At 76.0% G+C, this 26370-nt stretch carries 23 protein-coding genes; 12 read left to right on the plus strand and 11 right to left on the minus strand.

Annotated elements, in window-relative coordinates:
- Positions 1 to 50 precede the first annotated feature (50 nt).
- Positions 51 to 1205 carry a sensor histidine kinase gene (locus tag KPL57_RS29890; protein ID WP_226354026.1) on the plus strand — a complete coding sequence of 385 codons (1155 nt, stop codon included), beginning with the start codon at positions 51 to 53 and terminating at the stop codon, positions 1203 to 1205.
- On the plus strand, positions 1202 to 1846 hold the full coding sequence (locus tag KPL57_RS29895) for a response regulator transcription factor (protein ID WP_226354027.1): 645 nt from the start codon (positions 1202 to 1204) through the stop codon (positions 1844 to 1846). Before KPL57_RS29890 ends, KPL57_RS29895 begins: the two co-directional genes overlap by 4 nt.
- A 10-nt stretch (positions 1847 to 1856) precedes the next feature.
- Here the strand turns inward: KPL57_RS29895 and KPL57_RS29900 are convergent, their stop codons facing one another.
- Together KPL57_RS29900 and KPL57_RS29905 are read right to left on the minus strand one after the other, a co-directional pair.
- Positions 1857 to 2123 carry a hypothetical protein gene (locus tag KPL57_RS29900; protein ID WP_226354028.1) on the minus strand — a complete coding sequence of 89 codons (267 nt, stop codon included), beginning with the start codon at positions 2121 to 2123 and terminating at the stop codon, positions 1857 to 1859.
- Between the two features lie 106 nt (positions 2124 to 2229).
- Positions 2230 to 2811 carry a peptide deformylase gene (locus KPL57_RS29905; RefSeq protein ID WP_226354029.1) on the minus strand — a complete coding sequence of 194 codons (582 nt, stop codon included), beginning with the start codon at positions 2809 to 2811 and terminating at the stop codon, positions 2230 to 2232.
- Between the two features lie 204 nt (positions 2812 to 3015).
- On the opposite strand from KPL57_RS29905, the gene KPL57_RS29910 reads away from it, so the two are divergent.
- Together KPL57_RS29910 and KPL57_RS29915 are read left to right on the plus strand one after the other, a co-directional pair.
- The gene (locus KPL57_RS29910; protein ID WP_100878847.1) at positions 3016 to 3333 is read left to right on the plus strand and encodes a DUF3263 domain-containing protein; all 318 of its coding nucleotides are present in this window, start codon (positions 3016 to 3018) and stop codon (positions 3331 to 3333) included.
- 16 nt (positions 3334 to 3349) lie between these two features.
- Positions 3350 to 4045, plus strand: a complete 696-nt coding sequence (locus KPL57_RS29915) for a LytR C-terminal domain-containing protein (RefSeq protein ID WP_224401311.1) — start codon at positions 3350 to 3352, stop codon at positions 4043 to 4045.
- Between the two features lie 91 nt (positions 4046 to 4136).
- Here KPL57_RS29915 and KPL57_RS29920 read toward each other — a convergent pair whose 3' ends face one another.
- The 4 genes from KPL57_RS29920 to glp form a co-directional block, all read right to left on the minus strand.
- Positions 4137 to 6485: an AAA family ATPase gene (locus tag KPL57_RS29920; RefSeq protein ID WP_226354030.1), complete on the minus strand. Its 2349-nt coding sequence runs from the start codon at positions 6483 to 6485 to the stop codon at positions 4137 to 4139.
- Positions 6486 to 6508: 23 nt separating this feature from the next.
- Positions 6509 to 7516, minus strand: coding sequence for a CDP-diacylglycerol--serine O-phosphatidyltransferase (pssA, locus tag KPL57_RS29925; protein ID WP_226354031.1), 1008 nt, complete (start codon positions 7514 to 7516; stop codon positions 6509 to 6511).
- Positions 7517 to 7526: 10 nt separating this feature from the next.
- Positions 7527 to 8237 carry a phosphatidylserine decarboxylase gene (locus KPL57_RS29930; RefSeq protein ID WP_226354032.1) on the minus strand — a complete coding sequence of 237 codons (711 nt, stop codon included), beginning with the start codon at positions 8235 to 8237 and terminating at the stop codon, positions 7527 to 7529.
- A gap of 602 nt (positions 8238 to 8839) precedes the next feature.
- Complete coding sequence (glp, locus tag KPL57_RS29935; RefSeq protein WP_226354033.1) at positions 8840 to 10093, minus strand: gephyrin-like molybdotransferase Glp; 1254 nt, start codon at positions 10091 to 10093, stop codon at positions 8840 to 8842.
- A 218-nt stretch (positions 10094 to 10311) separates the two neighbouring features.
- On the opposite strand from glp, the gene groL reads away from it, so the two are divergent.
- A complete protein-coding gene (gene groL / locus KPL57_RS29940) occupies positions 10312 to 11940 on the plus strand; it encodes a chaperonin GroEL (protein ID WP_020622657.1) in 1629 nt (542 codons plus the stop codon).
- Between the two features lie 91 nt (positions 11941 to 12031).
- Here the strand turns inward: groL and KPL57_RS29945 are convergent, their stop codons facing one another.
- Complete coding sequence (locus KPL57_RS29945) at positions 12032 to 12997, minus strand: YafY family protein (protein ID WP_226354034.1); 966 nt, start codon at positions 12995 to 12997, stop codon at positions 12032 to 12034.
- Between the two features lie 63 nt (positions 12998 to 13060).
- Between KPL57_RS29945 and KPL57_RS29950 the strand changes: the two genes are divergently transcribed.
- On the plus strand, positions 13061 to 13669 hold the full coding sequence (locus tag KPL57_RS29950; protein WP_226354035.1) for a TIGR03086 family metal-binding protein: 609 nt from the start codon (positions 13061 to 13063) through the stop codon (positions 13667 to 13669).
- Between the two features lie 97 nt (positions 13670 to 13766).
- Here KPL57_RS29950 and KPL57_RS70440 read toward each other — a convergent pair whose 3' ends face one another.
- The 3 genes from KPL57_RS70440 to KPL57_RS29965 all read right to left on the minus strand — a co-directional run bounded on the left by KPL57_RS70440 (position 13767) and on the right by KPL57_RS29965 (position 16416).
- Positions 13767 to 14318: a PspC domain-containing protein gene (locus KPL57_RS70440; RefSeq protein ID WP_308016851.1), complete on the minus strand. Its 552-nt coding sequence runs from the start codon at positions 14316 to 14318 to the stop codon at positions 13767 to 13769.
- 120 nt (positions 14319 to 14438) lie between these two features.
- On the minus strand, positions 14439 to 14672 hold the full coding sequence (locus KPL57_RS29960; protein WP_226354036.1) for a hypothetical protein: 234 nt from the start codon (positions 14670 to 14672) through the stop codon (positions 14439 to 14441).
- 82 nt (positions 14673 to 14754) lie between these two features.
- Positions 14755 to 16416, minus strand: a complete 1662-nt coding sequence (locus KPL57_RS29965) for a DNA repair helicase XPB (RefSeq protein ID WP_226354037.1) — start codon at positions 16414 to 16416, stop codon at positions 14755 to 14757.
- 363 nt (positions 16417 to 16779) lie between these two features.
- Here KPL57_RS29965 and KPL57_RS29970 point away from each other — a divergent pair, with 363 nt between their 5' ends.
- The 4 genes from KPL57_RS29970 (at position 16780) to KPL57_RS29985 (ending at position 23030) form a co-directional block, all read left to right on the plus strand.
- Positions 16780 to 21219 (plus strand): nitrate- and nitrite sensing domain-containing protein, encoded by a 4440-nt coding sequence (locus KPL57_RS29970; protein WP_226354038.1) that lies wholly within the window; start codon positions 16780 to 16782, stop codon positions 21217 to 21219.
- Positions 21216 to 21644: a roadblock/LC7 domain-containing protein gene (locus KPL57_RS29975; protein WP_020623626.1), complete on the plus strand. Its 429-nt coding sequence runs from the start codon at positions 21216 to 21218 to the stop codon at positions 21642 to 21644. The genes KPL57_RS29970 and KPL57_RS29975 overlap by 4 nt, the downstream gene beginning before the upstream one ends.
- Positions 21645 to 21721: 77 nt before the next feature.
- Positions 21722 to 22432: a DUF742 domain-containing protein gene (locus tag KPL57_RS29980; RefSeq protein WP_226354039.1), complete on the plus strand. Its 711-nt coding sequence runs from the start codon at positions 21722 to 21724 to the stop codon at positions 22430 to 22432.
- Between the two features lie 28 nt (positions 22433 to 22460).
- A complete protein-coding gene (locus tag KPL57_RS29985; protein ID WP_224387299.1) occupies positions 22461 to 23030 on the plus strand; it encodes an ATP/GTP-binding protein in 570 nt (189 codons plus the stop codon).
- A 78-nt stretch (positions 23031 to 23108) separates the two neighbouring features.
- Here the strand turns inward: KPL57_RS29985 and KPL57_RS29990 are convergent, their stop codons facing one another.
- A complete protein-coding gene (locus tag KPL57_RS29990) occupies positions 23109 to 25430 on the minus strand; it encodes a helicase-associated domain-containing protein (protein WP_226354040.1) in 2322 nt (773 codons plus the stop codon).
- A 123-nt stretch (positions 25431 to 25553) separates the two neighbouring features.
- Between KPL57_RS29990 and KPL57_RS29995 the strand changes: the two genes are divergently transcribed.
- Together KPL57_RS29995 and KPL57_RS30000 are read left to right on the plus strand one after the other, a co-directional pair.
- On the plus strand, positions 25554 to 25736 hold the full coding sequence (locus KPL57_RS29995) for a hypothetical protein (protein WP_020623622.1): 183 nt from the start codon (positions 25554 to 25556) through the stop codon (positions 25734 to 25736).
- Positions 25737 to 25738: 2 nt separating this feature from the next.
- Positions 25739 to 26341 (plus strand): NTP transferase domain-containing protein, encoded by a 603-nt coding sequence (locus KPL57_RS30000; RefSeq protein WP_073576670.1) that lies wholly within the window; start codon positions 25739 to 25741, stop codon positions 26339 to 26341.
- Positions 26342 to 26370 lie beyond the last annotated feature (29 nt).

Consider the following 26370-nt stretch of genomic DNA (forward strand, 5'->3'; position numbering starts at 1 on the left):
GTACTTCCGACCGAGGTCGACGGGCCCGGACGCGTCCTACGGTGTGATCCATGCGCACCGCAACCCGCCGTGGCCGCCCCGTCCTGGTCGGGCTGGAGCTGCTCGCCTACCTGTTCTGGGCCGGGTGCGACGTCGCGCTCGGCCTCGGCTACGGGACGACGTGGGCGCAGAGCGGCGCGGTCTACGGCCTGCTCGTGGCGGGCGTCGTGCTCACCCGGCACCGGGTCGACGCCGGGCCGCTCGGCGTCGCGGTGGTGGCGGTCGCGCTGTCCGCGGGCGGCTCGGCCGCCGCGGTGTTCCTCGGCGGGATCCCGTTCGTGTCGCTGACCGAGCTGTTCGCGCTGGCCGTGGTCACGGTGGCGACGGTGCGGACCGCTCCGGTCCGGGTCGTCCTCGGCGCGGCGGCGGTGTCGCTGCTGGTGATCGTGGGCATGCCGCTGCTGCGGGTCCCGGGGAACGACAGTGAGGTGTTCGCCAGCCTGACCGTCGTCGGCTGGGCCGGGACGATGGTCGTCGCGACCGCGGCGCGCGAGCTGACCCAGCGCCGCTCGGCCCGGCTCGCCCAGGCCCGCAACGACGAGCGCCTGGAGCTGGCCCGCGAGCTGCACGACACCGTCGCCCACCACGTGACCGCGATCGTGGTGGCCGCGCAGGCCGGGGTCGTCGTCGCGGGGAGCCGCCCGGAGGAGGCCGGCCGGGCGCTGGAGTCCATCGAGCGGGCCGGCGCCGAGGCCCTCGACGGGATGCGCCGCATGGTCGGGGTGCTGCGCGCCGGTGCCGACGGCGGCGCCGACCGCGCCCCGGGTCACGACATCGCCGACGTCGAGGACGTGGTCGCGCGGTTCGACCCCGACCGCACCCGCACCCGGCTGGAGATCGACCCCGAGGTGCGGACCGCCGTGCTCGGGCCCGCGGTCGCGGCCACCGCGTTCCGTGTGGTGCGCGAGGCCCTGACCAACGTGCACCGGCACGCCCCCGGCGCGACGACGGTGTCGGTCGGCGTGCACCTGCAGGCCGGGAGACTGGTGACCGTGGTGCACAACGACGGGACCGGGACCGAGAACCCGCTGCGCGACCCGGGCGGGTTCGGGCTGGCCGGGATGCGTGAGCGGGTGGAGGCCCTCGACGGCTCGCTGCACGCCGGGCCGGACGGGCCCGGCCGGTGGATCGTCGTCGCCGAGGTGCCCGCCGGGGCGGGTCGGTGACCGCGATCCGTGTCCTGCTCGCCGACGACCAGGAGATGGTGCGCACCGGCTTCGGGCTGATCCTGTCCGCCGAGGACGGCATCGAGGTCGTCGGCGAGGCCGCCACCGGCACCGACGCCGTCGCCATGGCCCGCGAGCTGCGCCCGGACGTCGTGCTCATGGACGTCCGGATGCCGGGGATGGACGGGATCGCCGCGACCCGCGCGCTGAGCGCGGACCCGTTCCCCCCGCGGATCGTGGTGGTGACGACCTTCGACCTCGACGAGTACGTCTACGGCGCGCTGCGCTCGGGGGCCTGCGGGTTCCTGCTGAAGACGGCGGGCCCGCGGCTGCTCGTCGAGGCCGTCCGGGCCGCCGCGGCGGGCGACGCGCTGGTGTCGCCGTCGGTCACCGTGCGGCTGCTGGAACGGCTGACCGAGCCGGAGCCGGCCCGCGCCGAGGTCCACGCCGCGCTGTCACCGCGCGAGCTGGAGGTGGTGAAGGCGGTGGCCCGGGGCCGGACGAACTCCGAGATCGCCGGGGACCTGTTCGTGTCGCTGTCCACGGTGAAGACCCACATCGCGAACATCGGGTCCAAGCTGGACGCCCGCAACCGGGTGGAGATCGCGGCGTGGGCGTGGGAGAACCGGCTGGTCGAGTAGGGCCGGGCCCTCAGGCCCGGGCCGCGCTCCGGCCGACCGGGGCGAGCGGGCCGCGCGGCGCGGGGATCCGCAGCGGTGCGGCGACGTCGCCGAGCGCCTCCGGGTAGGCGGCCGGCACGACCGGCAGCGCGGGGGCGTCGGAGTCGAGCACGGCACCGGCGGAGCGGGCGCGGTCGTGGTCGGAGGCGCGGGCGTCCCACAGCTCGAACAGCGGCTGCGCGGCCATGACCAGCAGCACCGCGAGGACGGGGGCGACGGCGAGGATCGAGAGCAGCATGGGGACCACGGTGCCCGCCGGGGGCACCCCGCCACATCGGCCGCGGGGCCGGTCTCGCAGGTCGACCCCTAGTACCGGGGTATGACTCCCGGGGTCGGACCCGGGGTCATCCCCGGGGGACGTCCTCGGCCTCGACGGCCGACGGGTCCCACGAGTCCGACGGCGAGCCCCAGCCGTTGCGCTTGAGCATCTTCTTCGCCGCGCGCTGGTGGCGGCCCATCAGCCGGTCCAGGTACAGGTGACCGTCGAGGTGGTCGGTCTCGTGCTGCAGGCAGCGGGCGAAGAAGCCGCGCCCCTCGTAGGAGACCGGCTCGCCGTCGAGGTCGGTGCCGGTGACCCGGGCCCACTCCGCCCGGCCGGTCGCGAAGTTCTCGCCGGGCACCGACAGGCAGCCCTCCTGGTCGTCGTCCGCGTCGGGCATGACCTCCGGGATCCCGTCGGTCTCCAGCACCGGGTCGACCACGACACCGCGCCGCATCGTGCGTGTCTCCTCGTCGGGGCAGTCGAAGACGAACAGCCGCAGGTCCACTCCCACCTGGTTGGCCGCGAGCCCGACGCCGTTCGCCGCGGCCATCGTCTCGAACATGTCCTCGACCAGCGTCCGGACCGTGTCGTCGACCGTGCCGACGGGGCGGGTGGGGGTGTGGAGCACGGGGTCGCCGACCATGCGGATGCGCAGAACCGTCACCGGAGCAGCCTACGGTCGCCGCCGGACGTGACCCGGCCGGGCGGTTTCGGTGTCGTCCGACCCGCCCTCCAGGCGCGTCGCAGCCCGGGACCGTCGGTCCCCTGTGGTTGAATCCGCACCGCGAATGACAGACGTGTCGTTCGTCGTCGCGGCGCCCGGGCGGGGCCGCCGCAGCACGAGATCGTCGTCCGCTCGAGGAGCGTGATGGAGTCCGCCGGGTCCCTGCCGGAACGCCGCGGAGCGCACCGGCGCACCGCTGCCGCGTCCCCCCGCGAGCTCGACCGTCGCGAACGCGAGATCCTCGCGTTCGAGGCCCAGTGGTGGAAGTACGCGGGTGCCAAGGAACAGGCGATCCGCGAGCTGTTCGACATGTCGGCCACCCGCTACTACCAGGTGCTGAACGCCCTGGTCGACAAGCCCGAGGCGCTGGCGGTGGACCCGCTGCTGGTCAAGCGTCTGCGCCGGCTGCGTTCCAGCAGGCAGCGCACCCGCGCCGCCCGTCGCCTCGGCCTCGAGCCCTGACAGCCAGGAGGTCACGATGACCGCACCCGCGTCCGGCGGGCAGTCACCGCTGAAGATCGCCGGTATCGCGCTGATCGGCGTCGGTGTGGTCGCCGCTGTCGTCGGCCTGATCGGCCTCACCGGCGGCGGTGAGGACGGCGGCAACCAGGCCGCGCCCCCGTCGGCGTCGGCCGAGCCCGCCCCGGCCCCGGCCCCCGCTCCGGGGGACGGCACCGGCGACGGCGCCGCGCCCGGCACCGGCGGCACCCCCGCCCCGGGCACCCCCGGGGAGACCTCACCGTTCACCCCCGGAGCGCCCGGCACGCCGGGCTCCCCCGGGTACGACGGCGCGGGCCCGGCCGTCGCCGCGCCCCCCGCCGCGGGCTCCGGCTCCGCGGGCCAGGGCGGCTCCGGCTCCGCCGCCGGTGAGGGGTCCGCCGTCGCGGCCCGCCCGGTCGTGCGGATCTACAACAACTCGACCATCCGCGGTCTCGCCGAGAAGGCGGCCGGGGAGTTCCGCACCAACGGTTGGACCGTGTCCCAGGTGCAGAACTACTCCCAGGGCGTCATCCCGACCACGACCGTCTACTACCGGCAGGGCACCGGCGAGAAGGCCGCGGCCGAGGAGATCGCGAAGAAGTTCGGCATCCGTTCCGAGCCCCGCTTCGACGGCATCCAGGACGCGACGCCCGGCGTCATCGTCATCGTGACGCGGGACTTCTCCGCCGCCTGACCCCGACGACCGCAGCGGCCCCGGACGATCCCGTCCGGGGCCGTTCTGCTGTCCCGGTGCCGCTGTTCCGGTGCCGCGCCCCTGCGACGGCTCAGCCGTCGCTGCGGCGGCGGGCGTAGGCCTCCAGCTCGGCGACCTGCGCCGGGTCCAGCGACGCCCGCACCGTGCGGCGCGCCGTCGCCAGGTGCGCGGCGGTCACCTCCCCCGCGTCGAGGGACTCGCGCATCGCGGTCAGCGCGGACTCGCGCAGCAGCGCCGCGCAGTCCGCGGCCGAGTAGCCGTCCAGTTCGGACGCGAGCGCGTCGAGGTCCACGTCGTCGGCCAGCGGCACGTCGCGGCCCGCCGCGCGCAGGATGTCCGCCCGCGCGTCGGCGTCCGGCGGCGGGACGAACACCAGCCGCTCCAGCCGGCCAGGCCGCAGCATCGCCGGGTCGATCAGCTCGGGCCGGTTCGTCGCCCCGACCACCACGACCTCGCGCAGCGGTGTCGCGCCGTCCAGCTCGGTCAGCAGCGCGGCGACGACGCGGTCGGCCACCCCGGCGTCGGTGGAGCCGCCGCGGCGCGGGGCGAGCGCGTCGACCTCGTCGAGGAAGATCAGTGCGGGGGCGGCCTCGGCCGCCCGGCGGAACAGCTCGCGGACCGCGCGCTCGGACTCGCCGACGTACTTGTCGAGCAGCTCGGCGCCCTTCACCGCGAACACGTTGAGGTCACCGGAGCCGGCGAGCGCACGCAGCAGGAACGTCTTGCCACCACCCGGCGGGCCGTAGAGCAGCACCCCGCGCGGGGCGTCGACCCCGAGCCGGGCGAACGAGTCCGGGTGGCGCAGCGGCCACAGCACGGCCTCGGTGAGGGCCGCCTTGACCTCGGTCATGTCACCGACGTCGTCGAGGGTGAGGCCGCCGCTGCCCAGCGTGCCGCCACCGGACAGCGAGATCGGGCGGACCGAGCCGACGGCGTCGAGCAGGTCGGACTGGCGGACCTGCTCGGTGGGTTCGGAGCCCGTGCCGCGCAGCGCCGCGCTCACCGCGGCCTCCCGGCGGACCGCCGCGAGGTCGGCGACGACGAAGCCGGGCGTGCGGGCGGCGACCGCGCCCAGGTCGACGTCGCCGGCGCGGGGCACGTCGGCCAGCAGCCGCTCCAGGAGCGCGCGCCGGGTCGCGGCGTCCGGCAGGCCTACCGACAGCTCGCGGTCGACCAGGTCGGGCGCCCGCAGCCGCGGGTCCAGCGCCTCCGGCTCGGCACTGGTGACGACGAGCGCGGGCCCGCCCGGCGCGGTCGCCGCGCGCAGCTCGTCGAGCACCAGGGTGGCCAGCGGCGGCGGGTCGGTGGCCGGGAGCAGGGCGTGCGCGTCGTGCACGAGCAGCACCGCGGGTGCGCCGGTGCCGGTCCCGCCGGTGCGGGCCTGCGCGATCGCCGCCCGGACCCGCTCGGCCGCGGCGGCCGGCTCGACGGCGGCGACGGCCGGGGCCACGAGCTCGACGCACCGGGCGCCCGCCGCCGCGGCCGCGCTGCGCACCAGGGTCGCCTTGCCCGCGCCCTCCGGCCCGGAGACGAGCACGCCGAGCCGGGCGTCGCCGCCGAGCCGGGTCAGCAGCTCCGGGCGCCGGAACATGAGCTCGAACCAGTCCAGCAGGCGGCGGGCGACGGCCTCGTTCGCGGCGAGGTCCTCCAGCGGCAACACGGGCTCGGCGGGTCCGGCGGGCGCGTCGGCTCCGGCCGCGGCTCCCGTGGCTCCCACGACGGAGGGGGCGGCGGCCCCGCCCGGGCCGGGGACACCGGGCCCGGGCGCCGCCGGTCCCGCGAGGGCCGGGCCGCCGTTCCCGGGGACGCCGGAAGCGGGGATGCGGAGCGCGCCGGCCGCGGCCGGTGCGGGGTCGCCGGTGTCGCGGCCGCCCTGCCAGCCCACGACCGTCGACGGCGTCACCACGACCGGCCCCGCCGGGTCGGCGACCGCCACGGTCAGCAGCTCCGAGGTCCACGTCCCGCCGACGGCCGCGGCCAGCGCACGGCGCACCGAGCGGACGTCGGCCCCGGCCGCCGGGGCGATGTCCTGCGGGAGCAGGGACACGGCGTCGCCGCGGACCAGGACCTTGCCCATCAGGGCGAGCCGCAGCGTCGCCGGGGCGACCGTCGCGGTGGTCAGCGCGGACCCGACCAGGCGCACCTCGCGGGCCGCGGTGACCGGCGCCGGCGCGACGACGACGGTCGCGCCGTCGGTCAGCCCGGCGTTGGACAGGGTGACGTCGTCGAAGCGGGCCTGACCGTGCGGGTCGCCCGGCTCACCGGCGACGGCGAGCGCCGCGGTGACCCGGGCCCCGGTGAGGGTCACCGCGTCCCAGGAGCGCAGGCCGAGCGCGGCGAGCACCTCGGGGTGCAGCCGGACGACGCCGCGGCGGGCGTCGGCGGCCGCGGGGGCCAGTCGGGCGACGAGCTCCAGCACGGGCGGTCCTCCGGGGGATCGGGTCAGCGACGGCGCAGGCCGAGGCGGCGGCCGGAACCGCGGGGCGCGGCGGCGACGCCCGGACCGCGCGGGTCGCGGACGGCACCGGTGTCGCGCATGCCGTCCCGGCGGGCCTCGCCCTCCGGGTCGAGCCGGCGCCGGACACCGCGGGCCACCGCACCGGCACGGCCGGCGACCCGGCGGCGCAGCGGCGGCCGCAGACCGAGCCGACGGGCGGACCGGGCCGCGCGGGCGACGGCGCGACGCTGACGGGTCGGCACGTCCCACGCCTCGGGGTGGCGCGACAGCCAGCGGTAGCGGTAGGCCGTCCAGGGCAGGAGCAGCAGGTAGGCGAGCCCGGCGACGGCGATCCCGAGGAACGGGATCGTGATCAGGATCGCGACGACCGCGGCCACCCCGACGAGCAGCCAGCGGGTGGTGCGCGGGGAGACCCGGACCGTCTTGAGCGACAGCGTCGGGATGCGGCTGACCATGAGCCCGGCCGTGACCAGCGCCCACACCGCGACCAGCGGCCGCTCCGACCACCAGCCCTGGCCGAAGTGCAGCCACAGGTAGATCGGGATGCCCGCGGTCAGCGCGGCCGCGGGTGCCGGGACGCCGACGAAGAACTCGCGGGCGAACGGCGGGGCGCTGTCGTCGTCGATCAGGGTGTTGAAGCGTGCCAGGCGCAGCGCCATGCACACCGCGAACACCAGGGCCACCATCCAGCCGGCCCGGGTGCCCTCGAACGCCCAGATGTAGATGACCAGGGCGGGGGCGACGCCGAAGGACACCAGGTCGGCCAGCGAGTCGAGCTCGGCGCCGATCCGGCTGGAGGCGTCGAGCAGCCGGGCCAGGCCGCCGTCGAGGGCGTCGCAGAGCGCGGCCGCCAGGACGGCGATGATCGCGAAGTCGAAGCGCGACTGGAGCGCGAAGTAGACCGCGGTCAGGCCCGCACAGAGGTTGAGGACGGTGACCGCGTTCGGCAGCAGCCGCACGCCGGCGGGATAACCGCCGGCGGGGCGGGACATCCCCACGACCTCAGCGCTCCGCCGGCCCGGCCACCAGGCCGAGCACGGTCTCCCCGCCCACGGTCCGCTGGCCGGGGCGGACCAGCGCGGTCGTCCCGGGCGGGAGGTAGGTGTCCACGCGCGAGCCGAACCGGATGAGGCCGAACCGCTCGCCCGCGGCGACCTCGTCGCCGTCGCGCAGGGCGCAGACGATCCGGCGGGCCAGCAGGCCGGCGATCTGCACGACCCCGACCCCGACGCCGTCGGCGCGGACCACGGTGATCGCGTTGCGCTCGTTGTCCTCGCTCGCCTTGTCCAGGTCCGCGGACAGGAACGTGCCGGGCGAGTACTGGACCCGCGCGACGCGGCCGTGCACCGGGACCCACTGGACGTGCACGTCGAGCACGGTCAGGAAGATCGAGACCCGGGTGTGCGGGACGCGCGGCAGGTCGAGCTCGGCGGGCGGGACCGTCTCGGTCACGGTGGCGACCGCGCCGTCGGCGGGGGCCAGCACCGCGTCGGTGCGCAGCGGCGGGGTCCGGACGGGGTCGCGGAAGAACAGCGCGGTGGCCGCGGTGGCGAGCAGGCCCGGCAGGGTGCCGCGGCCGGTGAGGGCGCGCACCCCCGCCGCGGCGAGTGCCACACCGGCGACGATCGGACGCCCGCCCGGGTGCATCGGGGGGATCGCGTCCCGGACCAGTCGGGCGATGTGGGTCGGGGAGGTCCCGGTTCCTTCGGCCATGGTGGGTCGTCGGCTCCTGATGCTCCGGTGGGGGATCACCAACGCTACGCGGGCGCCGCGGACGGCTGTCCGGCGGGACGACCGGGACACGCCGAGGATCCGGGGGTCCCCGTACCGGGACGGAACCGGTGGCACGATCGTCGGTTCGTGCCCGGCGCCGTCCGCACGCGGTGCGCGACCCCGCGGGCCGGTCGGGGGCATTAAAAGGGCCGGGGCCGTCGTCCCCCGAGACGACGACCCCGGCCTTGGAACCGCTCGTCCGCTCCCCAGCGACGGGCGGTGGGTCTTGTGCTGTAAAGGGTCTACCCCTTCACACCAGAAAGTATTCCTCTCCGACGACCGGCAGTCCAGATCACGACGGATGTCCGCCGTGATCTACCTCTTTCGGCCGAACGGACACCCCCTAGGACGTCGCGCGCGGTGAGATCGTTGCCCCGACTGCCTATGAAACAGCTCACACTTTCGGCGCAGCCGCACGTCCGCGCGAGTGGTGGACCCGTCGCAGAGCGCGATCCTGCTCGCGACACCCGGACGCCTTTCCGGCCCGTCCGGCACCGCGTGTCACCGCCCGGCGCGCCGGGCGGTGACCACCGGACGCCGGGTCACGGGGCGTCGAGCAGCCAGACCGCGACCTGCTCGCCGTCGGCGACGGAGGTGGCGTCGGCGGGCAGGTCGATCAGGCAGTCGGCCCGGGCGAGCGCCGCGATCAGGTGCGACCCGGTGGACCCCACCTCGGACACGGTCCCGGCGGCGGCGTCGAGCAGGCCGCGCCGGAACTGGCGGCGCCCGGCGGGCGAGGACAGCGCCCCGGACAGCCGGGCGGTCACCACCGGTCGCTCCGGTGCGGGGTGCCCGGCCGCCGCCCGGAGCGCGGGCCGGACGAACACCTCGAACGAGACCTGGGAACTCACCGGGTTCCCGGGCAGGGTGACGGTGGCGACCTCGGCCCCGCCCAGCTCGAGCCGCCCGCAGCCCTGCGGACCGCCGGGCTGCATCGCGACCTTGCCGAACTCCACGCCGTGGCCGGTCATGGCGTCCTTGACGACCTCGTAGGCGCCGGCGCTCACGCCGCCGGAGGTGAGGACGAGGTCCACGCCGTCGCCGACCTTCTCCGCGAGCACCACACGGAACCGCTCGACGTCATCGGGGACGAAGGACAGCTGCTCGGCCGTCGCGCCGGCCTCCCGGACCGCGACGGCGAGCATCGTGCCGTTGGACTCGTAGATCTGCCCGGGCTCCAGCGTGCCGCCCGGGGCGACGAGCTCCGAGCCGGTGGACAGCACGAGCACGTGCGGGCGGCGGCGGACCGGCAGCTCGGCCCGGCCGACCGCGGCGGCGAGCCCGATCTGGGGCGCGGCCAGCACCGTCCCGGCGCGCAGCACGACGGCACCCGACGCGGCGTCCTCGCCGGCCCGGCGGACGAACGCGCCCGGCTGCGGGGCCTCGTGGATCCGGACGCGGTCGAGCCCGCCGCCGGGACCGGCGTCGGTCTGCTCGACCGGCACGATCGCGTCCGCGCCCCCGGGGACGGGGGCGCCCGTCATGATCCTGGCCACCGTGCCCGGCGCCAGCGCGGGGACGTCGGTGCGCCCGGCCGGGATGTCGGCCGCGACCGGGAGCTCCACCGGCGAGGCCGCCGAGGCGCCGGCGAGCTCGGCCGCGCGGACCGCGTAGCCGTCCATCGCGGAGTTGTCGAAGGGCGGCAGCGCGACGCCCGCCGTCAGGTCCTCGGCCAGTACCCGGCCGCTCGCGGCGGCCAGCGCGACCGGCTCGGTCCCGGTCGGCGGCAGCAGGGCCGCGACCGCCGCGGCGTGCTCGGAGACGGTGCGCGGACCGGCCTGCGACCAGGTGCTCATGGCCCCATCCTGCCCGCCGTCGCGGACGGCCCGCAGCCGGGCAGGGTCCGCTTGCACTCACCACGGGCGAGTGCTAGAAACGGGCTCAGCATCCACTGGCACTCGTGTCCGTGGAGTGCCAAGGTCGGGTCGGTGAGTCCGGCGCAGGGTTGCCGGGCGTCCGTCGCGGGCACCGCATCCGATCACTCGACTCACCTCTATCGGAGGGCAACACCCCCATGGCGAAGCAGATCGCGTTCGACGAGGAGGCCCGTCGGGGCCTCGAGCGGGGCATGAACACCCTCGCCGACGCCGTCAAGGTGACGCTGGGCCCGAAGGGCCGCAACGTCGTGCTCGAGAAGAAGTGGGGCGCGCCGACCATCACCAACGACGGTGTGTCGATCGCCAAGGAGATCGAGCTCGAGGACTCCTGGGAGAAGATCGGCGCCGAGCTGGTGAAGGAGGTCGCCAAGAAGACCGACGACATCGCGGGCGACGGCACCACCACCGCCACCGTGCTGGCCCAGGCGCTGGTCCGTGAGGGCCTGCGCAACGTGGCCGCCGGCGCGAACCCGATGTCGCTCAAGCGCGGCATCGAGAAGGCCACCGAGGCCGTCTCCCAGGCGCTGCTGAAGTCGGCCAAGGAGATCGAGACCAAGGAGCAGATCGCTGCCACGGCCTCCATCTCGGCCGCCGACCCGCAGATCGGTGAGCTCATCGCCGAGGCGATGGACAAGGTCGGCAAGGAAGGCGTCATCACGGTCGAGGAGTCGCAGACCTTCGGGCTCGAGCTCGAGCTCACCGAGGGCATGCGCTTCGACAAGGGCTACATCTCGCCCTACTTCGTGACCGACGCCGAGCGCATGGAGGTCGAGCTCGAGGACCCGTACGTCCTCCTCGTCTCCTCCAAGATCTCGACCGTCAAGGACCTGCTCCCGCTGCTGGAGAAGGTCATGCAGTCGGGCAAGCCGCTCGCCATCATCGCCGAGGACGTCGAGGGCGAGGCCCTGGCCACCCTGGTCGTCAACAAGATCCGTGGCACCTTCAAGTCCGTCGCCGTCAAGGCCCCGGGCTTCGGTGACCGCCGCGAGGCGATGCTGGCCGACATGGCCATCCTGACCGGTGGCGAGGTCATCTCGGAGAAGGTCGGCCTCAAGCTCGACACCGCCGACCTGTCCCTGCTGGGCACCGCCCGCAAGGTCGTCGTGACCAAGGACGAGACCACCATCGTCGACGGCGCCGGTGACGCCGACCAGATCGCCGGCCGGGTCAACCAGATCCGCGCCGAGATCGACCGCACCGACTCCGACTACGACCGCGAGAAGCTCCAGGAGCGCCTCGCCAAGCTGGCCGGCGGCGTCGCCGTCATCAAGGCCGGCGCGGCGACCGAGGTCGAGCTCAAGGAGCGCAAGCACCGCATCGAGGACGCCGTCCGCAACGCGAAGGCGGCCGTCGAGGAGGGCATCGTCGCCGGCGGCGGCGTGGCGCTCATCCAGGCCGGTGCCGGTCTGTTCGAGGGCCTCGGCCTGGACGGTGACGAGGCCACCGGCGCGAACATCGTCAAGGTCGCGCTGGAGGCCCCGCTCAAGCAGATCGCGGTCAACGCCGGCCTCGAGGGCGGCGTCGTCGCGGAGAAGGTCCGCAACCTGCCCACCGGTGAGGGCCTCGACGCCGCCACCGGCGAGTACAAGGACCTCATCAAGGCCGGGATCATCGACCCCGCCAAGGTGACCCGCTCGGCGCTGCAGAACGCGGCCTCCATCGCGGCCCTGTTCCTCACCACCGAGGCGGTCATCGCCGACAAGCCGGAGAAGGGTGGCGGCGCCCCCGCCGACCCGACCGGTGGCATGGGTGGCATGGACTTCTGATCGGTCCTGCCTCACCAGGCACACAGCACCACCCCGCGGGGGCGGTACCGGTTCGCCGGTGCCGCCCCCGCGGCGCGTCCGGGGGCCGCCGTCACCCCAGGGCGACGACGGCCGCGCGGGCCCGCTCCCGCAGCGCCGTCACCAGCTCCGGCGGGTCCAGCACCCGCACGTCCGGCAGCAACGGCCACAGCACCCGCCCGGCGTGGACGAGGTCCCCGAACGCGGCGACGACCTCGGTCGTCCCGTCCCGTGTCCGCTCCTCGTCGACGGTGACGGCGGACAGCGCGTCGCGGCGGTCGGCGGGCAGCGCGAGGCGGACCCGGACCCCGGGCCGCCGCGCCCGGAAGTCCTCCCGGCGGCGCAGCCACAGCTCCTCCAGGTCGACGCCCTCGGGCCGGTGCGCGGGCTCGGCCAGCGGCTCGGCCTGTTCGATCCGCGACACCCGGTAGGTGCGGTCCTCCCCGTCGCGCAGCGCCAGCAGGTACCAGCGCCCCGACGCCTGGACCAGCCCGACCGGGTCGACGACGCGTTCGGCGGCGGGCCCGGGCTCCGCACCCGGCCGGGTCCCGGTCCGGTAGCGGATGCGGAGCCGGACCCCGCCGAACACCGCGCGCTGGACGGCGGTGAGCACGTCGGTGGTCGCGCCGTCGTCGGAGTCGCGCAGCCAGCCACCGCGCCGGACCAGCACCCGGCCGGCGGCGTCGGTGGCCTGTTCCCGGGCGGCGTCCGGCAGCGCGGCGACGATCTTGCGCATGGCCGAGGCGAACTCCGGCCCCAGCCCGAGCGCGCCGGGCGTCGACGTCGCGCCGGAGCCGAGCAGCGCGACCGCCTCCCCCGGGGTCAGGCCGGTGAGGTCGGTGGTGAAGCCCGGCAGCAGCGCGAAGCCGCCGTGCCTGCCGCGTTCGGCGTAGACCGGGATGCCCGCGGCGGACAGGGCCTCGACGTCGCGCAGCACGGTGCGCTCGGAGACCTCCAGCTCGCGCGCGAGCACGGCGGCGGTGGTCCGGCCGCGGTGGCGCAGCAGGAGCACGAGGGACAGGAGCCGGTCGGCGCGCACGTCCCGGAGAATGTCACGGAATCACGACAGGAGGTGTCGGGTATCGCGGGCACGCTGGCGCCCATGACGAACCCGACGCTCACCACCGACCCGCGCCCCGCCTACCTGGCCGCTCTCGACTGGGTCGCCGGCCTCGCCCGGGCCGTCCCCGCCGACCGGATGGCCGACCCCACCCCCTGCGACGACTTCGACGTCCGCACCCTGCTCGCGCACCTGGTCACGACGCTGCGCAGGCCGGCGGCGCTGGCCGCCGGGACCGACCCGATGGCCGCCCCGCTGGTCAGCGACGACGTCCTCGACGACCCGGTGTCCGCCTACGTCGACGAGGCGGCGGCACTGCAGGCCGTCTGGTCCGGCCCGGACGGCGAGGCGCTGCTCGACCGGGTCGCGCGGCTGCCGTTCGGCGAGGTCCCGGCGCGGGCCGCACTGGCCGTCTACCTGAACGAGACGCTGGTGCACGGCTGGGACCTGGCCGTCGCCACCGGGCAGGACCCGGAGGCCGACCCGGAGCTGGCGACGACGGCGCTCGCCACCGCCCACGCGTACCTGCCCGCCGAGCGGCGTGGCGGCCCGGTGCCGTTCGGCCCGGTCGTGGAGCACCGCCCGGAGGCGGGGCCGACCGAGCGGCTGGCGAACTGGTCGGGCCGGGTGTCGACGGGCTGGGTCGGCTGACGGGCCGGGTGGGCTGACGCCCTGAGTGGACCGGGGCTCCGGCGTCGCGGCTCCCCCTCGTGAGCCGCGACGCCGACACCCCGCCCACCCCGCCGGCTCAGGCGGCCGGTGCGATCAGCCAGGCGGCGAGGTAGACCAGTGCCGCCGCGCCGCCGGTGAACAGGGTCAGGACGAGGACCGCGATGCGCAGCAGCGCGGCGTCCGCACCCAGGTCGGCGGCGAGGCCGCCGCAGACACCGCCGAGCATCCGGTCGGTGCTGCTGCGCCGGAGCCGGAACGCGGCGACGCGGTCGCCGATCGCCTGCGCCGTCGTCCGGGTCCCGGCGCCGCCGTACGGCGCGCCCGCGGTGTACGGCGCCCCGGTGCCCGGACCGGGGTGGGCGGCCCCGGGGTGCGGAGCGGCGGCCGGGCCCGCGTCGGAGGGGCCGGTGCCGGTGGGCGGGACCTCGGGTCCCGCGGTGCCGGTGCCCTCCGGCATGCCGGGGGTGGCGCCCCCGGCGGCGCCGAGCGTGTCGGGACCGGTGGCCGCCGCGGCGACCGGAACCCGGGCGGTCACCCCGGCGTCGTCGGTCCCGACGGCCTCGGTCGAGGCGTCGTGGACGTCGGTCCCGGTCGGTGCCGTGCCGGTCGTGCTCGCGTTGTTCTCCATGGCTCCAGGCTGTCGTCCCGGCGCGCGCCGGGACTCGGGACGAGCCCGGAGACCGACCCGGAGCCGGGACGGCCCCGTCTCAGGGGCGCGGCCCCGCGCGTCCCGGGGTCGCGGTGCCGCTCAGCCCGGCGGGCGGGGTTCGGGCGGGCGGGATCCGGGCGGGAGGTGGCCGGGCGGCGGCTCGACCGGGCCGCGCTGCTCCGGCGGGGCCGCGGACGGCGGGCCCGGCCGGGGCGGCGGGTCGGGCACCTGCCGGTCCCGCATGCGCACCACCCGGCCGAGCACCAGCGCGACGACGACCGACAGGACCAGCCACGCCCCGATCCCCACGAGGATCCACAGGGCGGTCGACATGTGCCCTCCCCGGCCGTCGCGAACGGCACCAGTGTGCCCGTGATCGGCGCCGTACGGAGGCCCCCGGTCCGGGTGAGCGGGCTCAGCCGGCGTCGGGCAGGGCGGGGCCGAGGAGGTCGTCGGCGTCGACGATCCGGTAGGCGTAGCCCTGCTCGGCGAGGAAGCGCTGCCGGTGCGCGGCGTAGTCGGTGTCCACGGTGTCGCGGGACACCACCGAGTAGAAGTGCGCCTGGCGGCCGTCGTTCTTCGGGCGCAGCAGGCGCCCGAGCCGCTGGGCCTCCTCCTGTCGGGACCCGAACGTGCCGCTGACCTGCACCGCGATCGTCGCCTCCGGCAGGTCGATGGAGAAGTTCGCGACCTTGGAGACGACCAGCGTCGCGATCTCACCGCGGCGGAACGCGTCGAACAGCTTCTCCCGCTCCTTGTTGCGGGTGGAGCCCTGGATGACCGGGGCACCGAGCTTCTCCCCCAGCGCGTCGAGCTGCTCCAGGTAGGCCCCGATGACGAGCGTCTGCTCCCCGGAGTGCCGGTCGAGGATCGCCTGCACGACGTTGAGCTTGGTGTTCGCCGTCGACGCCGTCCGGTAGCGCTCCTCGGAGTCCGCCGTCGCGTAGGACATCCGCTCGGCGTCGGTCAGCGTGACCCGCACCTCGATGCACTCGGCGGGCGCGATCCAGCCCTGCGCCTCGATGTCACGCCACGGGGCGTCGTAGCGCTTCGGGCCGATCAGGGAGAACACGTCGCCCTCGCGGCCGTCCTCGCGGACCAGGGTCGCGGTGAGGCCGAGCCTGCGGCGGGACTGCAGGTCCGCCGTCATCCGGAAGACCGGCGCCGGGAGGAGGTGCACCTCGTCGTAGACGACCAGGCCCCAGTCGCGGGAGTCGAACAGCTCCAGGTGCTTGTACTCGCCCTTGGTCTTGCGGGTGACGACCTGGTAGGTGGCGATGGTGACCGGGCGGATCTCCTTCTTCTCGCCCGAGTACTCGCCGATCTCCTCCTCGGTCAGCGACGTCCGCGCGATCAGCTCGCGCTTCCACTGCCGCCCGGAGACGGTGTTGGTGACCAGGATCAGGGTCGTCGCGCCGGCCTTGGCCATCGCGGCCGCACCGACCAGCGTCTTGCCGGCGCCGCAGGGCAGCACGACCACGCCCGAGCCGCCCTCCCAGAACCCGTCGACGGCCTGCTGCTGGTAGTCGCGCAGCGTCCAGCCGTCCTGCTCCAGGGCGATCGGGTGGGCCTCGCCGTCGACGTACCCGGCGAGGTCCTCGGCAGGCCAGCCGACCTTGAGCAGCGCCTGCTTGAGGTGCCCGCGCTCGGACGGGTGCACGACGACGGTGTCGTCGTCGAGCCGCGCGCCCAGCATCGGGCTGATCTTCTTCTGCCGGAGGATCTCCTCCAGCACGGCGCGGTCCAGCGCGGTGAGGACGAGGCCGTGCGCGGGGTGGTTGGACAGCTGCAGCCGCCCGTAGCGCCCCATCGTGTCGACGACGTCGACCAGGAGCGGCTGCGGGACCGGGTAGCGGGCCCAGCGGACCAGCGCGTCGACGACCTGCTCGGCGTCGTGCCCGGCGGCGCGCGCGTTCCACAGGGCCAGCGGGGTGACCCGGTAGGTGTGGACGTGCTCGGGTGCCCGCTCCAGCTCGGCGAAGGGCGCGATGGCCGCACGGGCCGCCGCGGAGTCGGGGTGGTCGACCTCGAGCAGCAGCGTCTTGTCGGACTGGACGATCAGGGGGCCGTCGGTCACGGAACGAATCCTCTCGAGGCCGGGGAACGGAGCGGTGCGGGTCCGCCGGACGCCGAGCGGAGACGAGCGGTCGGCGTGTGTCACGTCACGTGACCATGAGGCAACCGGCCCTACGCCACTCGGGAGACGGGGGTTCCGGGGGCTAGACTCGGCAGCCGTCCGTCACGCACAGACGGGACCCGGCACGATCATATCCGTCCGACTCCCCCGGGACGCGGCAACCGCCGCCCCGTGTCGGTCGTGGTGTGGTCGAGCGGTTCCCGTCGTGACCCCGAAAGGCGCACCGGACCAGCTGATGCTCCCCGACCTCGTGCCCGCCGCGCCGCCCGTCCCCGGACCGGAGACCGACAGGGAGATCTCGCCGTGACCACCGTGACCAGCACGGAACGCCCGAGCACGTGGTCGGAGCGACTCGACCCGCGGAACTGGAGCCTGGTCGCCAAGCTGGCGGTCGTCGGTCTGGTGCCCACGGTCCTCGCCCTGTCCATCGGCGCCGTCCGCGTCGTCGACCAGGCCAACGTGGCCGAGGAGCTCGGCCGCGGCAGCGGCCTGGTCGACGTGCACCGCCAGATCGAGACGCTGACCGGCGCACTGCAGACCGAGCGCGACGCCGCGGTCCGCTTCGTGGCGGGCAACCGGCTCGGTGACCGGGCCGCCGTCGACCGGGCGCAGGCCACGACCGACCAGGCGCTGCAGGCCACCACGGCGGGGCTCGACACCGCCGAGCAGCAGGCCCCCGACCTGGCCACGGCCCGCCGGCAGGCGGACACCACGCTGGGCCAGCTGCCGGTCATCCGGTCGCAGGTCGCCGAGGGCCCAACCGCGGCCGCCGACCTCACCGGCCGCTACACCGCGGTCGTCCAGCGCACGCTGGGGCTGGACCGGGCGCTGGTGGGGCGGCTGCAGACCGCCGACACCGCCGGCCTGACCACGGCGATCGCCGCCGGGTCGAGCGCCCGCGAGGCCCTGCAGCTCGAGCGCACCGTGATCGGTGGCGCGCTCGCCGCGGGGACGCTGGAGGAGCAGCAGCGCGCGCAGGTCACCGGGGCCGAGGCCTCGTTCCAGGCCGCGGCCGGTGACTTCCAGTCGTCGCTGACGCCGGAGCAGGCCGAGTCCTTCGGGAACTTCGGCGCGGGCCAGGCGAACGGCGAGCGCAACGCGCTGCGCGACCAGGCACTCGCGGTCCCGCCGGGGGTCGCGCCGCCGGTCGACCCGAACGCGTGGAACGCCGCCGTCGACCGGTCCGTCGCCGCGGTGGACCAGTCCACCGCTGCCGCCGAGCAGGCGTTCGTCGACGGCCGGGCCGCGGCCGCCGAGCAGGCGGGCAACACCGCGGGCCTCAACTCCGTGCTGCTGATGCTCACGATCCTGCTGACCGCGGGCATCATCCTGCTGCTGGGCCGTCAGATGGTCCGTTCGCTGCGCCTGCTGCGCAGCTCGGCGCTCGAGGTCGCGGAGCAGAAGCTGCCCGCGGCGGTGCAGAGCATGCGCTCCGGGCAGGCACCGAACGCGCTCGTCGAGCCGGTCCCGCTGGACAGCCGCGACGAGATCGGCCAGGTGGCACGGGCCTTCGACGCCGTGCACGGCCAGGCGATCCGCCTCGCCGCCGACCAGGCCGCGCTGCAGCAGAACGTCAACTCGATGTTCGTCAACCTCTCCCGCCGCTCGCAGGCGCTGGTCGAGCGCCAGCTGCAGCTGATCGAGCAGCTGGAGAGCAACGAGCAGGACCCGGACCAGCTGTCGAACCTGTTCCAGCTGGACCACCTCGCGACCCGTATGCGCCGCAACAGCGAGAACCTGCTGGTCCTCGCGGGCACCGACCTGGCGAAGCGGAACGTGGCGCCGGTGCAGGTCGTCGACGTCCTGCGGGCCGCGGTGTCGGAGGTCGAGCAGTACCAGCGGGTCGTCGTGCAGACCCCGCCGAACGCGACGATCGCCGGTCGCGCCGCGAACGACCTCGTCCACCTGCTCGCCGAGCTGCTGGACAACGCGACGAACTTCTCGCCGCCGGACTCGCAGGTCGTCATGTCGACGACCCGCACCGCCGACGAGTCGCTGCTGGTCGAGATCTCCGACCGCGGTGTCGGCATGACCGACTCCGAGCTGGTCGACGCCAACCAGCGTCTGTCCGGTCCGGCCGAGGTCGACGTGTCGGCCTCCCGGCGGATGGGCCTGTTCGTGGTCGGCCGGCTGGCCGCACGGCACCGCGTCGGCGTCCGGCTCGCCTCGGCCGCCGTCGGCGGCGGCTCCGGTGGGCTGAGCGCGTCGGTCACCGTCCCGCCGCAGCTGGTGCCCTCCGCGCAGCTGCCCGAGCAGCGCCGCGACGGCGACCCGGGCACCTGGGGCGGCGTGCCGCCCCAGGGTGGCGAGCAGCAGGCCCCGCAGCTGCCGGCCCCGGCGCTGACCGGCGGCGGAGCGCCCGACGGGCCCCGCCCGGACTCCCCGGTCGCGGTGAACGGGAACGGTCGCGGTGGGTCGCTGCCGTCGATGGTCGCGGGCTCCGACGGCCCGATGACCCCGACCTTCGAGACCGGCGCGCCCTCGTCCACGACGGCGCGCAACGGCTCGGGCTCGAGCCTGCCGACGCGCCGTCCAGGGTCGTCGCTGACGAAGAACGCGGCCCCCGGCGACGCCGGCGGGCAGACCGCCGACGGGTCGGCCCCGACCCTGAACGGGTCCGCCCCGCAGGGTCTGTCGGCCTTCGCACCGTCGCAGGACGGCGCGCGCGACGGGCGTACCCCGGCCGACGTCTTCACCCCGGCCGACGAGGCCGGCTCCGGTCCCGCCGACGGCGACGCCCCGCGCGGCGCCGAGGCGTTCCGAGCCAGCGGCCCGGCCCCGTCCGGCGACGGTGACGGCCCGTCCGGCGACGCGGGCACCGGCGCCGGGTCCCTCACGGACACCGAGGACACCGAGGCCGCGGTCCCCGCCGACGGCACCGACCACACCGACCCCGACCACACCGGCGTCGACCACACCGATGCCGACGGCACCGACGACGCGGACCGCTCCGGCGGCACCGCGGCCCCGTCGGCCGCCGCCGCGCTCGGGCTGGCGGGTGCCGCTGCGGCGGCCGCCGCGGCCCGGGCCCGCGCCGACCGCGACATGGACGACACCGTCGTCCTGGACCGGGCGATCGGTGACCGTCCCGAGGACCAGCGGCGGACCCCGGCCGACGACGAGGGCTCCGCGGAGGCCGACGCCGACACCGAGGCCGGTCCGGACGCGACCGACCCGGACACCGACGGCTCCGAGGCCCCCCGGGCCACCGACACGGTCGCCGACCGGGACGCCGACGGGGACACCGAGGACGCCACCGACCGGGACGCCGTCCGGGACACCGACGGGACCGCCCCGGAGGAGACCCCGCTCCCGGCCCGGACGAACGGCATCGCGCCGTTCCCCCCGGCCCCCGGGGACCGCACCGACGCCCGCGGGACCGACGGTCACGCCCACGACGGGACCGGGACCGCGGACGCGACCGGAACCGACGTGAGCGCCCCGTCCGACACCACCGCGTCCGACACCACAGACGTCGACGACACCGCCGACACCACCGCGGACGACACCACCGGGGCGGCCGCGTCCACGGAGGTCCCCGGGACCGGCGCCGACGGCGACCGTCCCGCGGACACCGCATCCGTGGACGGCTCGGCAGCGGACGGCGGGTCCGGGGAGACCGGATCCGGGGACGGCGGCTCCGCCGGTACCGACCCCGAGACCGCGGCCCTCCCGACGATCCGCCCGTCCGGCCGTACGCCGATGGGCGGGCCGCTCCCGGCCCGCACCAACGGGTCCCGCCCCTCCCCGTCGCGACGCCCGGTCATGCCGGCCCGCGGCGCCGGACCGGCGCTGCCCACCCGTGGGCCCGGCCGCCAGGGCCCGCCCCCGGCACCGGCCCGCGGACCGCAGCAGCCCGCCTCCCAGCAGGCACAGCCGGTCCAGCAGGCTCAGCCGGTCCCACAGGCTCAGCACCCGGAGGCGCCGCAGGAGCGTCCGGTGCAGCAGGCGCCGGGCCGGCAGGCACCCGCACCGCTGCCGAAGCGGGAGAGTGGCCGGGCCGCGGGCCCGGCGAGCCTCGCCGCGAACGCCGCCGGTTCCTCGCAGGACGAGCTGTTCGCACCGAAGGTGCCCGTCGAGGGCGACCGGGGTCAGCTCCGGCGCCCCGGGGCGGTCGAGTCGGCCCGGGCCCAGACCGGGTTCGACATGGGTCAGACCACCCCGATCTTCGACGACATCGCCTCCGCCTGGTTCCGCTCGAACCGCTCGGTGCCGGTCCGCTGGCAGGACGGTGCCGGCCCGAACGGCGGCGCCCCGGCCGGTGCTCCGGCCCCCGCCGCGGCCGACGCCCCGGCGCCCCCGTCGGGCTTCGCCTCCCCCGCCGACGACGTCTGGCGGCAGGCCCGCGAGGCCACCGACGGCGACGAGTCGGAGACCACCGGTGACGACCTGACGACCGCCGGACTGCCCAAGCGACGCCCGCGGGCGCGACTGCTCCCGGGCAGTGCGGCAGGATCGACCGTGCTCAGCCCCGCTCCGGCGGAGCCGAGGGACGCCGAGAGCGTCCGTGGCCGTCTCGCCAGCTACCAGCAGGGCGTGCGTCAGGGCCGGGAGAGCGCCTCCGGTGTCCGCCGCAACGCACTGGCCGGCACGACGGACACGGTCGACGGCGACTCCGAGCAGCACGACCCGCAGGACCAGCACGACCGGCAGGGCACCCGTGCCCCGCAGGACACCGCGACCGGCACCCCCGAGCCCGCCGCGGACCGACCGAACTCGTCCGACCCCGAGGAGAACCAGTGAGGGCACCGCAGGCACAGCCGAGCCAGAGCCGTTTCGGCTGGCTGGTCACCAACTTCGCGGAGCGCGTCCCGGGTGTCGCGCACGCCATCGTGGTGTCGACCGACGGGCTGCTGCTGACCGCGTCCGACCGGCTGCCGCGCGACCGGGCCGACCAGCTCGCCGCCGTCGCATCCGGTCTGGTCAGCCTGACCCAGGGCGCCGCGCGCTGCTTCGACGCCGGTGGCGTCGTGCAGACCGTCGTCGAGATGGACCGCGGGATCGTGCTGCTGATGTCGATCAGCGACGGCTCCTGCCTGGCCGTGCTCGCCTCGCCGAGCTGCGACATCGGCCTCGTCGGCTACGAGATGACGCTGCTGGTCGACCGGGTCGGCCAGCTGCTCACCCCGGAGCTGCGCGCGGAGCTGCAGGGTTCGTTCGGGCCCTGAGGCCGCGACTCCGGACCCCCAGGACGCGTTACCGTCATGCACCCCATCCCAGGATCGACCAGAGCGGGTGAGATCCGATGACCCAGGACCCGGGCGGACACGGCCCCGAGCCGACGTTCGCCGACGTCATGAACGGGTTCAGCCTGGACTCCAAGCGCAAGCCGAAGAAGCGCCGATGGGGGCGCAACCGTCCGGAGGACGACGTCGAGCCGGAGGTCGCCGCCCCCGGGCGGCCGGTCCCACCGCCGGACCCGGCCGAGGTGACCGGTCCCATCGGTGGGTCGGCGGCCTACGGGCTGCCGCCCACCCCGGCCGAGCTGGAGGCCCAGCGGACCGGTGACCGGCCGGACCGGCCGGCGCCGTCGCCGTACCCGGCACAGAACACGGGGCCGAGCCCCGCGCACGACCCAGTGGCAGCGCCGCCGCCGGTGCCCCCGTCCGCGGGTGGCGCCGCCTTCGTCCGGCCCTACGCCTGGACGCGGGGACGGACCAAGTCGGGCTACGAGCTGGCCGTCGAGACCCTGGTCTCGGTCAGCAACCGGGCCCGCAGCCAGCTGGAACGGCTGCCGATGGAGCACCGCTCCGTCGCCGACCTGCTGCTCGAGCAGACCCGCTCGGTGGCCGAGGTCGCGGCGCTGCTGTCGCTCCCCCTGGGCGTGGCCCGGGTGCTGCTCGGGGACATGGCCTCGAACGGCACGGTGACCGTTCACCAGACCGCGAGCACCCCCGGCAACGCGCCGGACCTCGCGCTGATGGAAAGGGTGTTGAGTGGACTCCGTCGGCTCTAGGCCACAGCCGCCCCAGCCCGCGGCCGGGATGGCCCGTGCCGCGACGATGTCGGCCAAGATCGTGGTGGCCGGTGGGTTCGGCGTCGGGAAGACCACCTTCGTCGGATCGGTCTCGGAGATCATGCCGCTGACCACCGAGGCGGTGATGACCGAGGCGAGCGCGTCGCACGACGACCTCTCCGCCACCCCCAACAAGCGGTCCACGACCGTCGCGATGGACTTCGGCCGCGTCTCGCTGGACTCCGACCTGGTGCTCTACCTGTTCGGTACGCCGGGCCAGCAGCGGTTCTGGTTCATGTGGGACGACCTGGTCCGCGGCGCGATCGGCGCCGTCGTCCTCGTCGACACCCGGCGCCTGGCCGACTCCTTCGCCGCGATCGACTTCTTCGAGGACCGTGGCCTGCCCTACGTCGTCGGGGTCAACGCCTTCGACGGGCAGCTGCAGCACACCCTCGACGACGTGCGCGAGGCGATGTCGATCGACCCGGCCGTCCCGATGGTCGTGTGCGACGCCCGGCACCGGCAGTCGACCAAGGAGACCCTGATCGCGCTGGTGCAGCACGCGATGCACCAGCGGATGGCCGCCGGCGCGCGCTGACCCGTACCCGGCCGACCCGGACACCGCGGCGGCGCCGGCACCTCGCGTGCCGGCGCCGCCGCGGTACCGCGTCCGGGGCTAGTCGCGTCCGGCCGGTTGCTCCGATCCGGCGTCCACCGGCGCGATCGAGGTGATGCGGTGCAGCTGGATGCGGCGCAGCTCGCCGTCGAGCGCGTCGCGGCCCTCGACGTACCCGCCGCCGACCGAGACCGGCGCGAGCACCCGGTCCCCGGCGACGCCGTGCGCGTCGACGTAGCCGATCCACACGGTCCGGCCCTCGCGCACCGCCTCCTGCAGCGAGGCCAGGTTCCCGGTCGCGCCGGTGAGCTCACGCCGCCCGGCGACGCTGTCGCGCACCCCGGCCAGGCGGTCCCCCGCCCGCAGCCGCTCGACGAGCTCCTCGGCCCGGTTCGTCGGGGACCGGTCGACGACCCGGCCGGCGTCGCGGGTGCCGCGACGCAGCCGCGGCTCGGTGCGCCGCCCCTTCGGCCCGAGGTCGACGACGGCGCCGCCCGCGTCCTCCGCGGCCGGGCTGAACCCGGCGGCCCGCAGCCCGTCGAGCACCTCGGCCAGCGGCAGCGAGCTGACCACGACGGTCGGGGCGATCCGGCGCAGCCCCAGCTCCTCGGCCGCCTCGTGCGCGAGCACCTCGGACAGGAGCACCTCGTCGTCGGAGCGCAGGAAGCAGCTGACCGCGCCGCCGCGCAGCCTGCCGTGCCGGCGGGCGACGTCGTCCACGAGATAGGTCAGGGTCTGCGGGACCGGGGTGCGGGAGCGGGCCTCGAGGATCGCGCGGACGTCGTCGGCGGTGCGGCCGGTGTCCAGCGCCCGGCGCAGGCTGCGCTCGGTGAAGCGGTACACCGTGGCGCCGCCCGCGGACTCGACCTCGGCCAGGATCGCGAGCTCGTGCGCGAGGTCCGCCGACAGCCGCCCGGGTGCGACGGCGGTCAGGTCGGCCTGCAGCAGGATCTCCTCCACCGGGGCGGGCAGCGCCGCGTGCAGCGTCGCGGCCAGCTCGGTGGGGTGCCGGGTGGGGTGCGCCGGGTCCGGGCGCAGGGCCGGGTCGAGCAGCACCCGTCCGGCCGTGGTGAGCGCGTCGAGGGCGACCACGCCGATCGCGGTGGCCTCGGCGACCGTCCAGCCGACCGTCTCGTCGCGCAGCCGTCCGCCGCGCCGCGGGGCGTGCCAGGCCAGTAGCCGCGCCAGGTCCTCCGGCGACCCCACCGAGGTGCCGGGCGCGAGGTCGGCGAGCGCGTCCAGGACCCGGCGGCGGTCCCGCGCGGCCGGCGGACGGCGCGGCCCGTCGGACAGGGCGGTGATCGGCTTGCCGGTCTCGTCGCGGCGCCCCACCAGCCCGGGCAGCCGCGGCAGCTCCAGCCAGGCCTGGGCCAGCACCGCCCAGCGGGACTCCTCCGGACCGGTCCCCCAGACGTCCCACGTGGTGGTCGGCAGCCACTCCGGGGCCACCGACTCGGTCGCCCCGACCAGGTCCGCGGCGTGCAGGATCTCCAGGATCAGCGCGGCGGTCGGCTCGTCGGTGTCGGCCGCCTTCGCCGCACGCTTGAGCTCGCGGACGCCGAACCCGCCCGAGCGCAGCACCGGCACGGACTCCCGCGCCAGCCACTCCAGGAGCAGGTCGGTGCGGCGCAGGAACTCCAGCGCAGCCCCCGCGCCGGTGCCGTCGACCAGCGAGGTCTCCCGCGCGCGCAGCGGGACGTCCGGCCGGGACAGGTCCAGCGGCCCCATCGGACGGTCGCCGCGCAGGGCGAGCGCGACCTGGCGGGGCAGCTCGACGGTGTCGGCGTCGCGGCGCACGAGCAGTCCCTTGTCGACGAGCGAGCCGACCGGCCCGGTCGAGCCGTTCGCATTGCGGGAGCGGCCGACCGGCGGGCCCTGGGCGAGCACGTCGAGGACCTTGCGCTCGTCGTCGCCCACCCCGGCGAGCAGCGTGTCGAGCTCGGGGCCCGCCGCCGCACCGGTGGCGGGGGCGCCGAGCCCGGCGGGCCACGGCCCGACGACGTCGGCGGCCGCGGGGACCAGCGACACCGCGTCGTCCGGACCCCAGGCCAGCGCGCGGTCGCGCAGCGCGGCGAGTCCCTCGGCGACGGTGGCCGCGTCGACGTCGGCGCCGAGCCAGCCGCGCAGGCCCGCGCCGGGCGTCGTCGCGTCGGCGGGGGTCCGCCAGGCCGTCGCCAGCACCAGCGCGTCCAGCACGGTCAGCGCGACGGTGCCCAGGTCCTCACAGGCGCGCTGCACCGACGCCCGGATCGAGGCGCGGGTCGCGAGCACGGTGAGGTCGCCGGGGGGCGGGACGGCGAGGTCCGGACGCGCGCGCAGCAGCGCGGCGAGGAACCCGTCGTCCTGCCCGCGCAACCACTCGACCAGGGACGTCTGCATCATCGCCAGGGTAGTCGGACGATCGCGGGCGCACCGGGGCGGACAGCCGCGCCCGCGTCCGCGATACTGGGCACAGGAGACTGCCGCGGTCCCGCCCGGGACCGGACGACGACGCTGGAGGACGCGATGGCCGCCAAGCCCGCGAAGCAGGACCGGATCCACCCGGAGTGGCCGCACTCCGAGGACGGCGACCACCCGGTCACCGAGCTCCTGGGCAGCGTCCAGGGAAACATGTCGCCGTTCGGTGACATCGAGTTCCCGGTCGCGAGCGTGCCCTACGAGCACCCGGTCACCGAGATCAACCGCTGACCGTGGTCGCCGGCCTGTTGCTCGCGGGCGGCGCCGGGCGCCGCATGGGCACCCCGAAGGCGCTGGTCCGACTGCACGGTGAGCCGCTCGCGGTGCGGGCGGTGAAAGCGCTGCAGGCGGGTGGGTGCGGCCCGGTCACCGTCGTGCTCGGCGCCCGCGCCGACGACGTCACCGACGTGCTGCGCGGCGCCGGCCTCGGTACCGACGGCAGTGACGTCGGTGTCGTGGTCGCCGAGGACTGGGACGAGGGCATGGGTGCGTCGCTGCGGCGCGGGCTCGGGTCGCTGACCCACCTGCCCGGCACCGGCGCGGCGCTGGTGCACCTGGTCGACCTGCCGGGCATCGGGCCGGAGGCGATCCGCCGGGTCGTCGACGGCGCCGGGCCGTCGTCGCTGCGGCGCGCCGCGTTCGACGGCGTCCCCGGGCACCCGGTGTTGCTCGGCCGGGACCACTGGTCCGGGGTCGTCGCGCTGTCCTCCGGGGACTCCGGCGCCCGTGACTACCTGGCCGGCCGCTCCGACGTGGAGCTGGTCGAGTGCGGCGACGTCGCCGTCCCGGACGATGTCGACACCCCGGGGCAGCTGCGCCGCCTCGCCGGTACCTGAGCCGCAGCACCGGCCCCCGACACACGCGT

The organism is Pseudonocardia sp. ICBG601, from assembly GCF_020496245.1.

Coding starts and splice junctions, on each gene's coding strand:
- KPL57_RS29950 (WP_226354035.1), top strand. CDS start 13,061: ATGACGAACCCGACGCTCACCACCGACCCGCGCCCCGCCTACCTGGCC.
- KPL57_RS29985 (WP_224387299.1), top strand. CDS start 22,461: ATGGCCCGTGCCGCGACGATGTCGGCCAAGATCGTGGTGGCCGGTGGG.
- KPL57_RS70440 (WP_308016851.1), bottom strand. CDS start 14,318: ATGGAGAACAACGCGAGCACGACCGGCACGGCACCGACCGGGACCGAC.
- KPL57_RS29990 (WP_226354040.1), bottom strand. CDS start 25,430: ATGATGCAGACGTCCCTGGTCGAGTGGTTGCGCGGGCAGGACGACGGG.
- groL (WP_020622657.1), top strand. CDS start 10,312: ATGGCGAAGCAGATCGCGTTCGACGAGGAGGCCCGTCGGGGCCTCGAG.
- KPL57_RS29900 (WP_226354028.1), bottom strand. CDS start 2,123: ATGCTGCTCTCGATCCTCGCCGTCGCCCCCGTCCTCGCGGTGCTGCTG.
- KPL57_RS29930 (WP_226354032.1), bottom strand. CDS start 8,237: ATGGCCGAAGGAACCGGGACCTCCCCGACCCACATCGCCCGACTGGTC.
- pssA (WP_226354031.1), bottom strand. CDS start 7,516: ATGTCCCGCCCCGCCGGCGGTTATCCCGCCGGCGTGCGGCTGCTGCCG.
- glp (WP_226354033.1), bottom strand. CDS start 10,093: ATGAGCACCTGGTCGCAGGCCGGTCCGCGCACCGTCTCCGAGCACGCC.
- KPL57_RS29960 (WP_226354036.1), bottom strand. CDS start 14,672: ATGTCGACCGCCCTGTGGATCCTCGTGGGGATCGGGGCGTGGCTGGTC.
- KPL57_RS29890 (WP_226354026.1), top strand. CDS start 51: ATGCGCACCGCAACCCGCCGTGGCCGCCCCGTCCTGGTCGGGCTGGAG.
- KPL57_RS29915 (WP_224401311.1), top strand. CDS start 3,350: ATGACCGCACCCGCGTCCGGCGGGCAGTCACCGCTGAAGATCGCCGGT.
- KPL57_RS29995 (WP_020623622.1), top strand. CDS start 25,554: ATGGCCGCCAAGCCCGCGAAGCAGGACCGGATCCACCCGGAGTGGCCG.
- KPL57_RS29910 (WP_100878847.1), top strand. CDS start 3,016: ATGGAGTCCGCCGGGTCCCTGCCGGAACGCCGCGGAGCGCACCGGCGC.
- KPL57_RS29980 (WP_226354039.1), top strand. CDS start 21,722: ATGACCCAGGACCCGGGCGGACACGGCCCCGAGCCGACGTTCGCCGAC.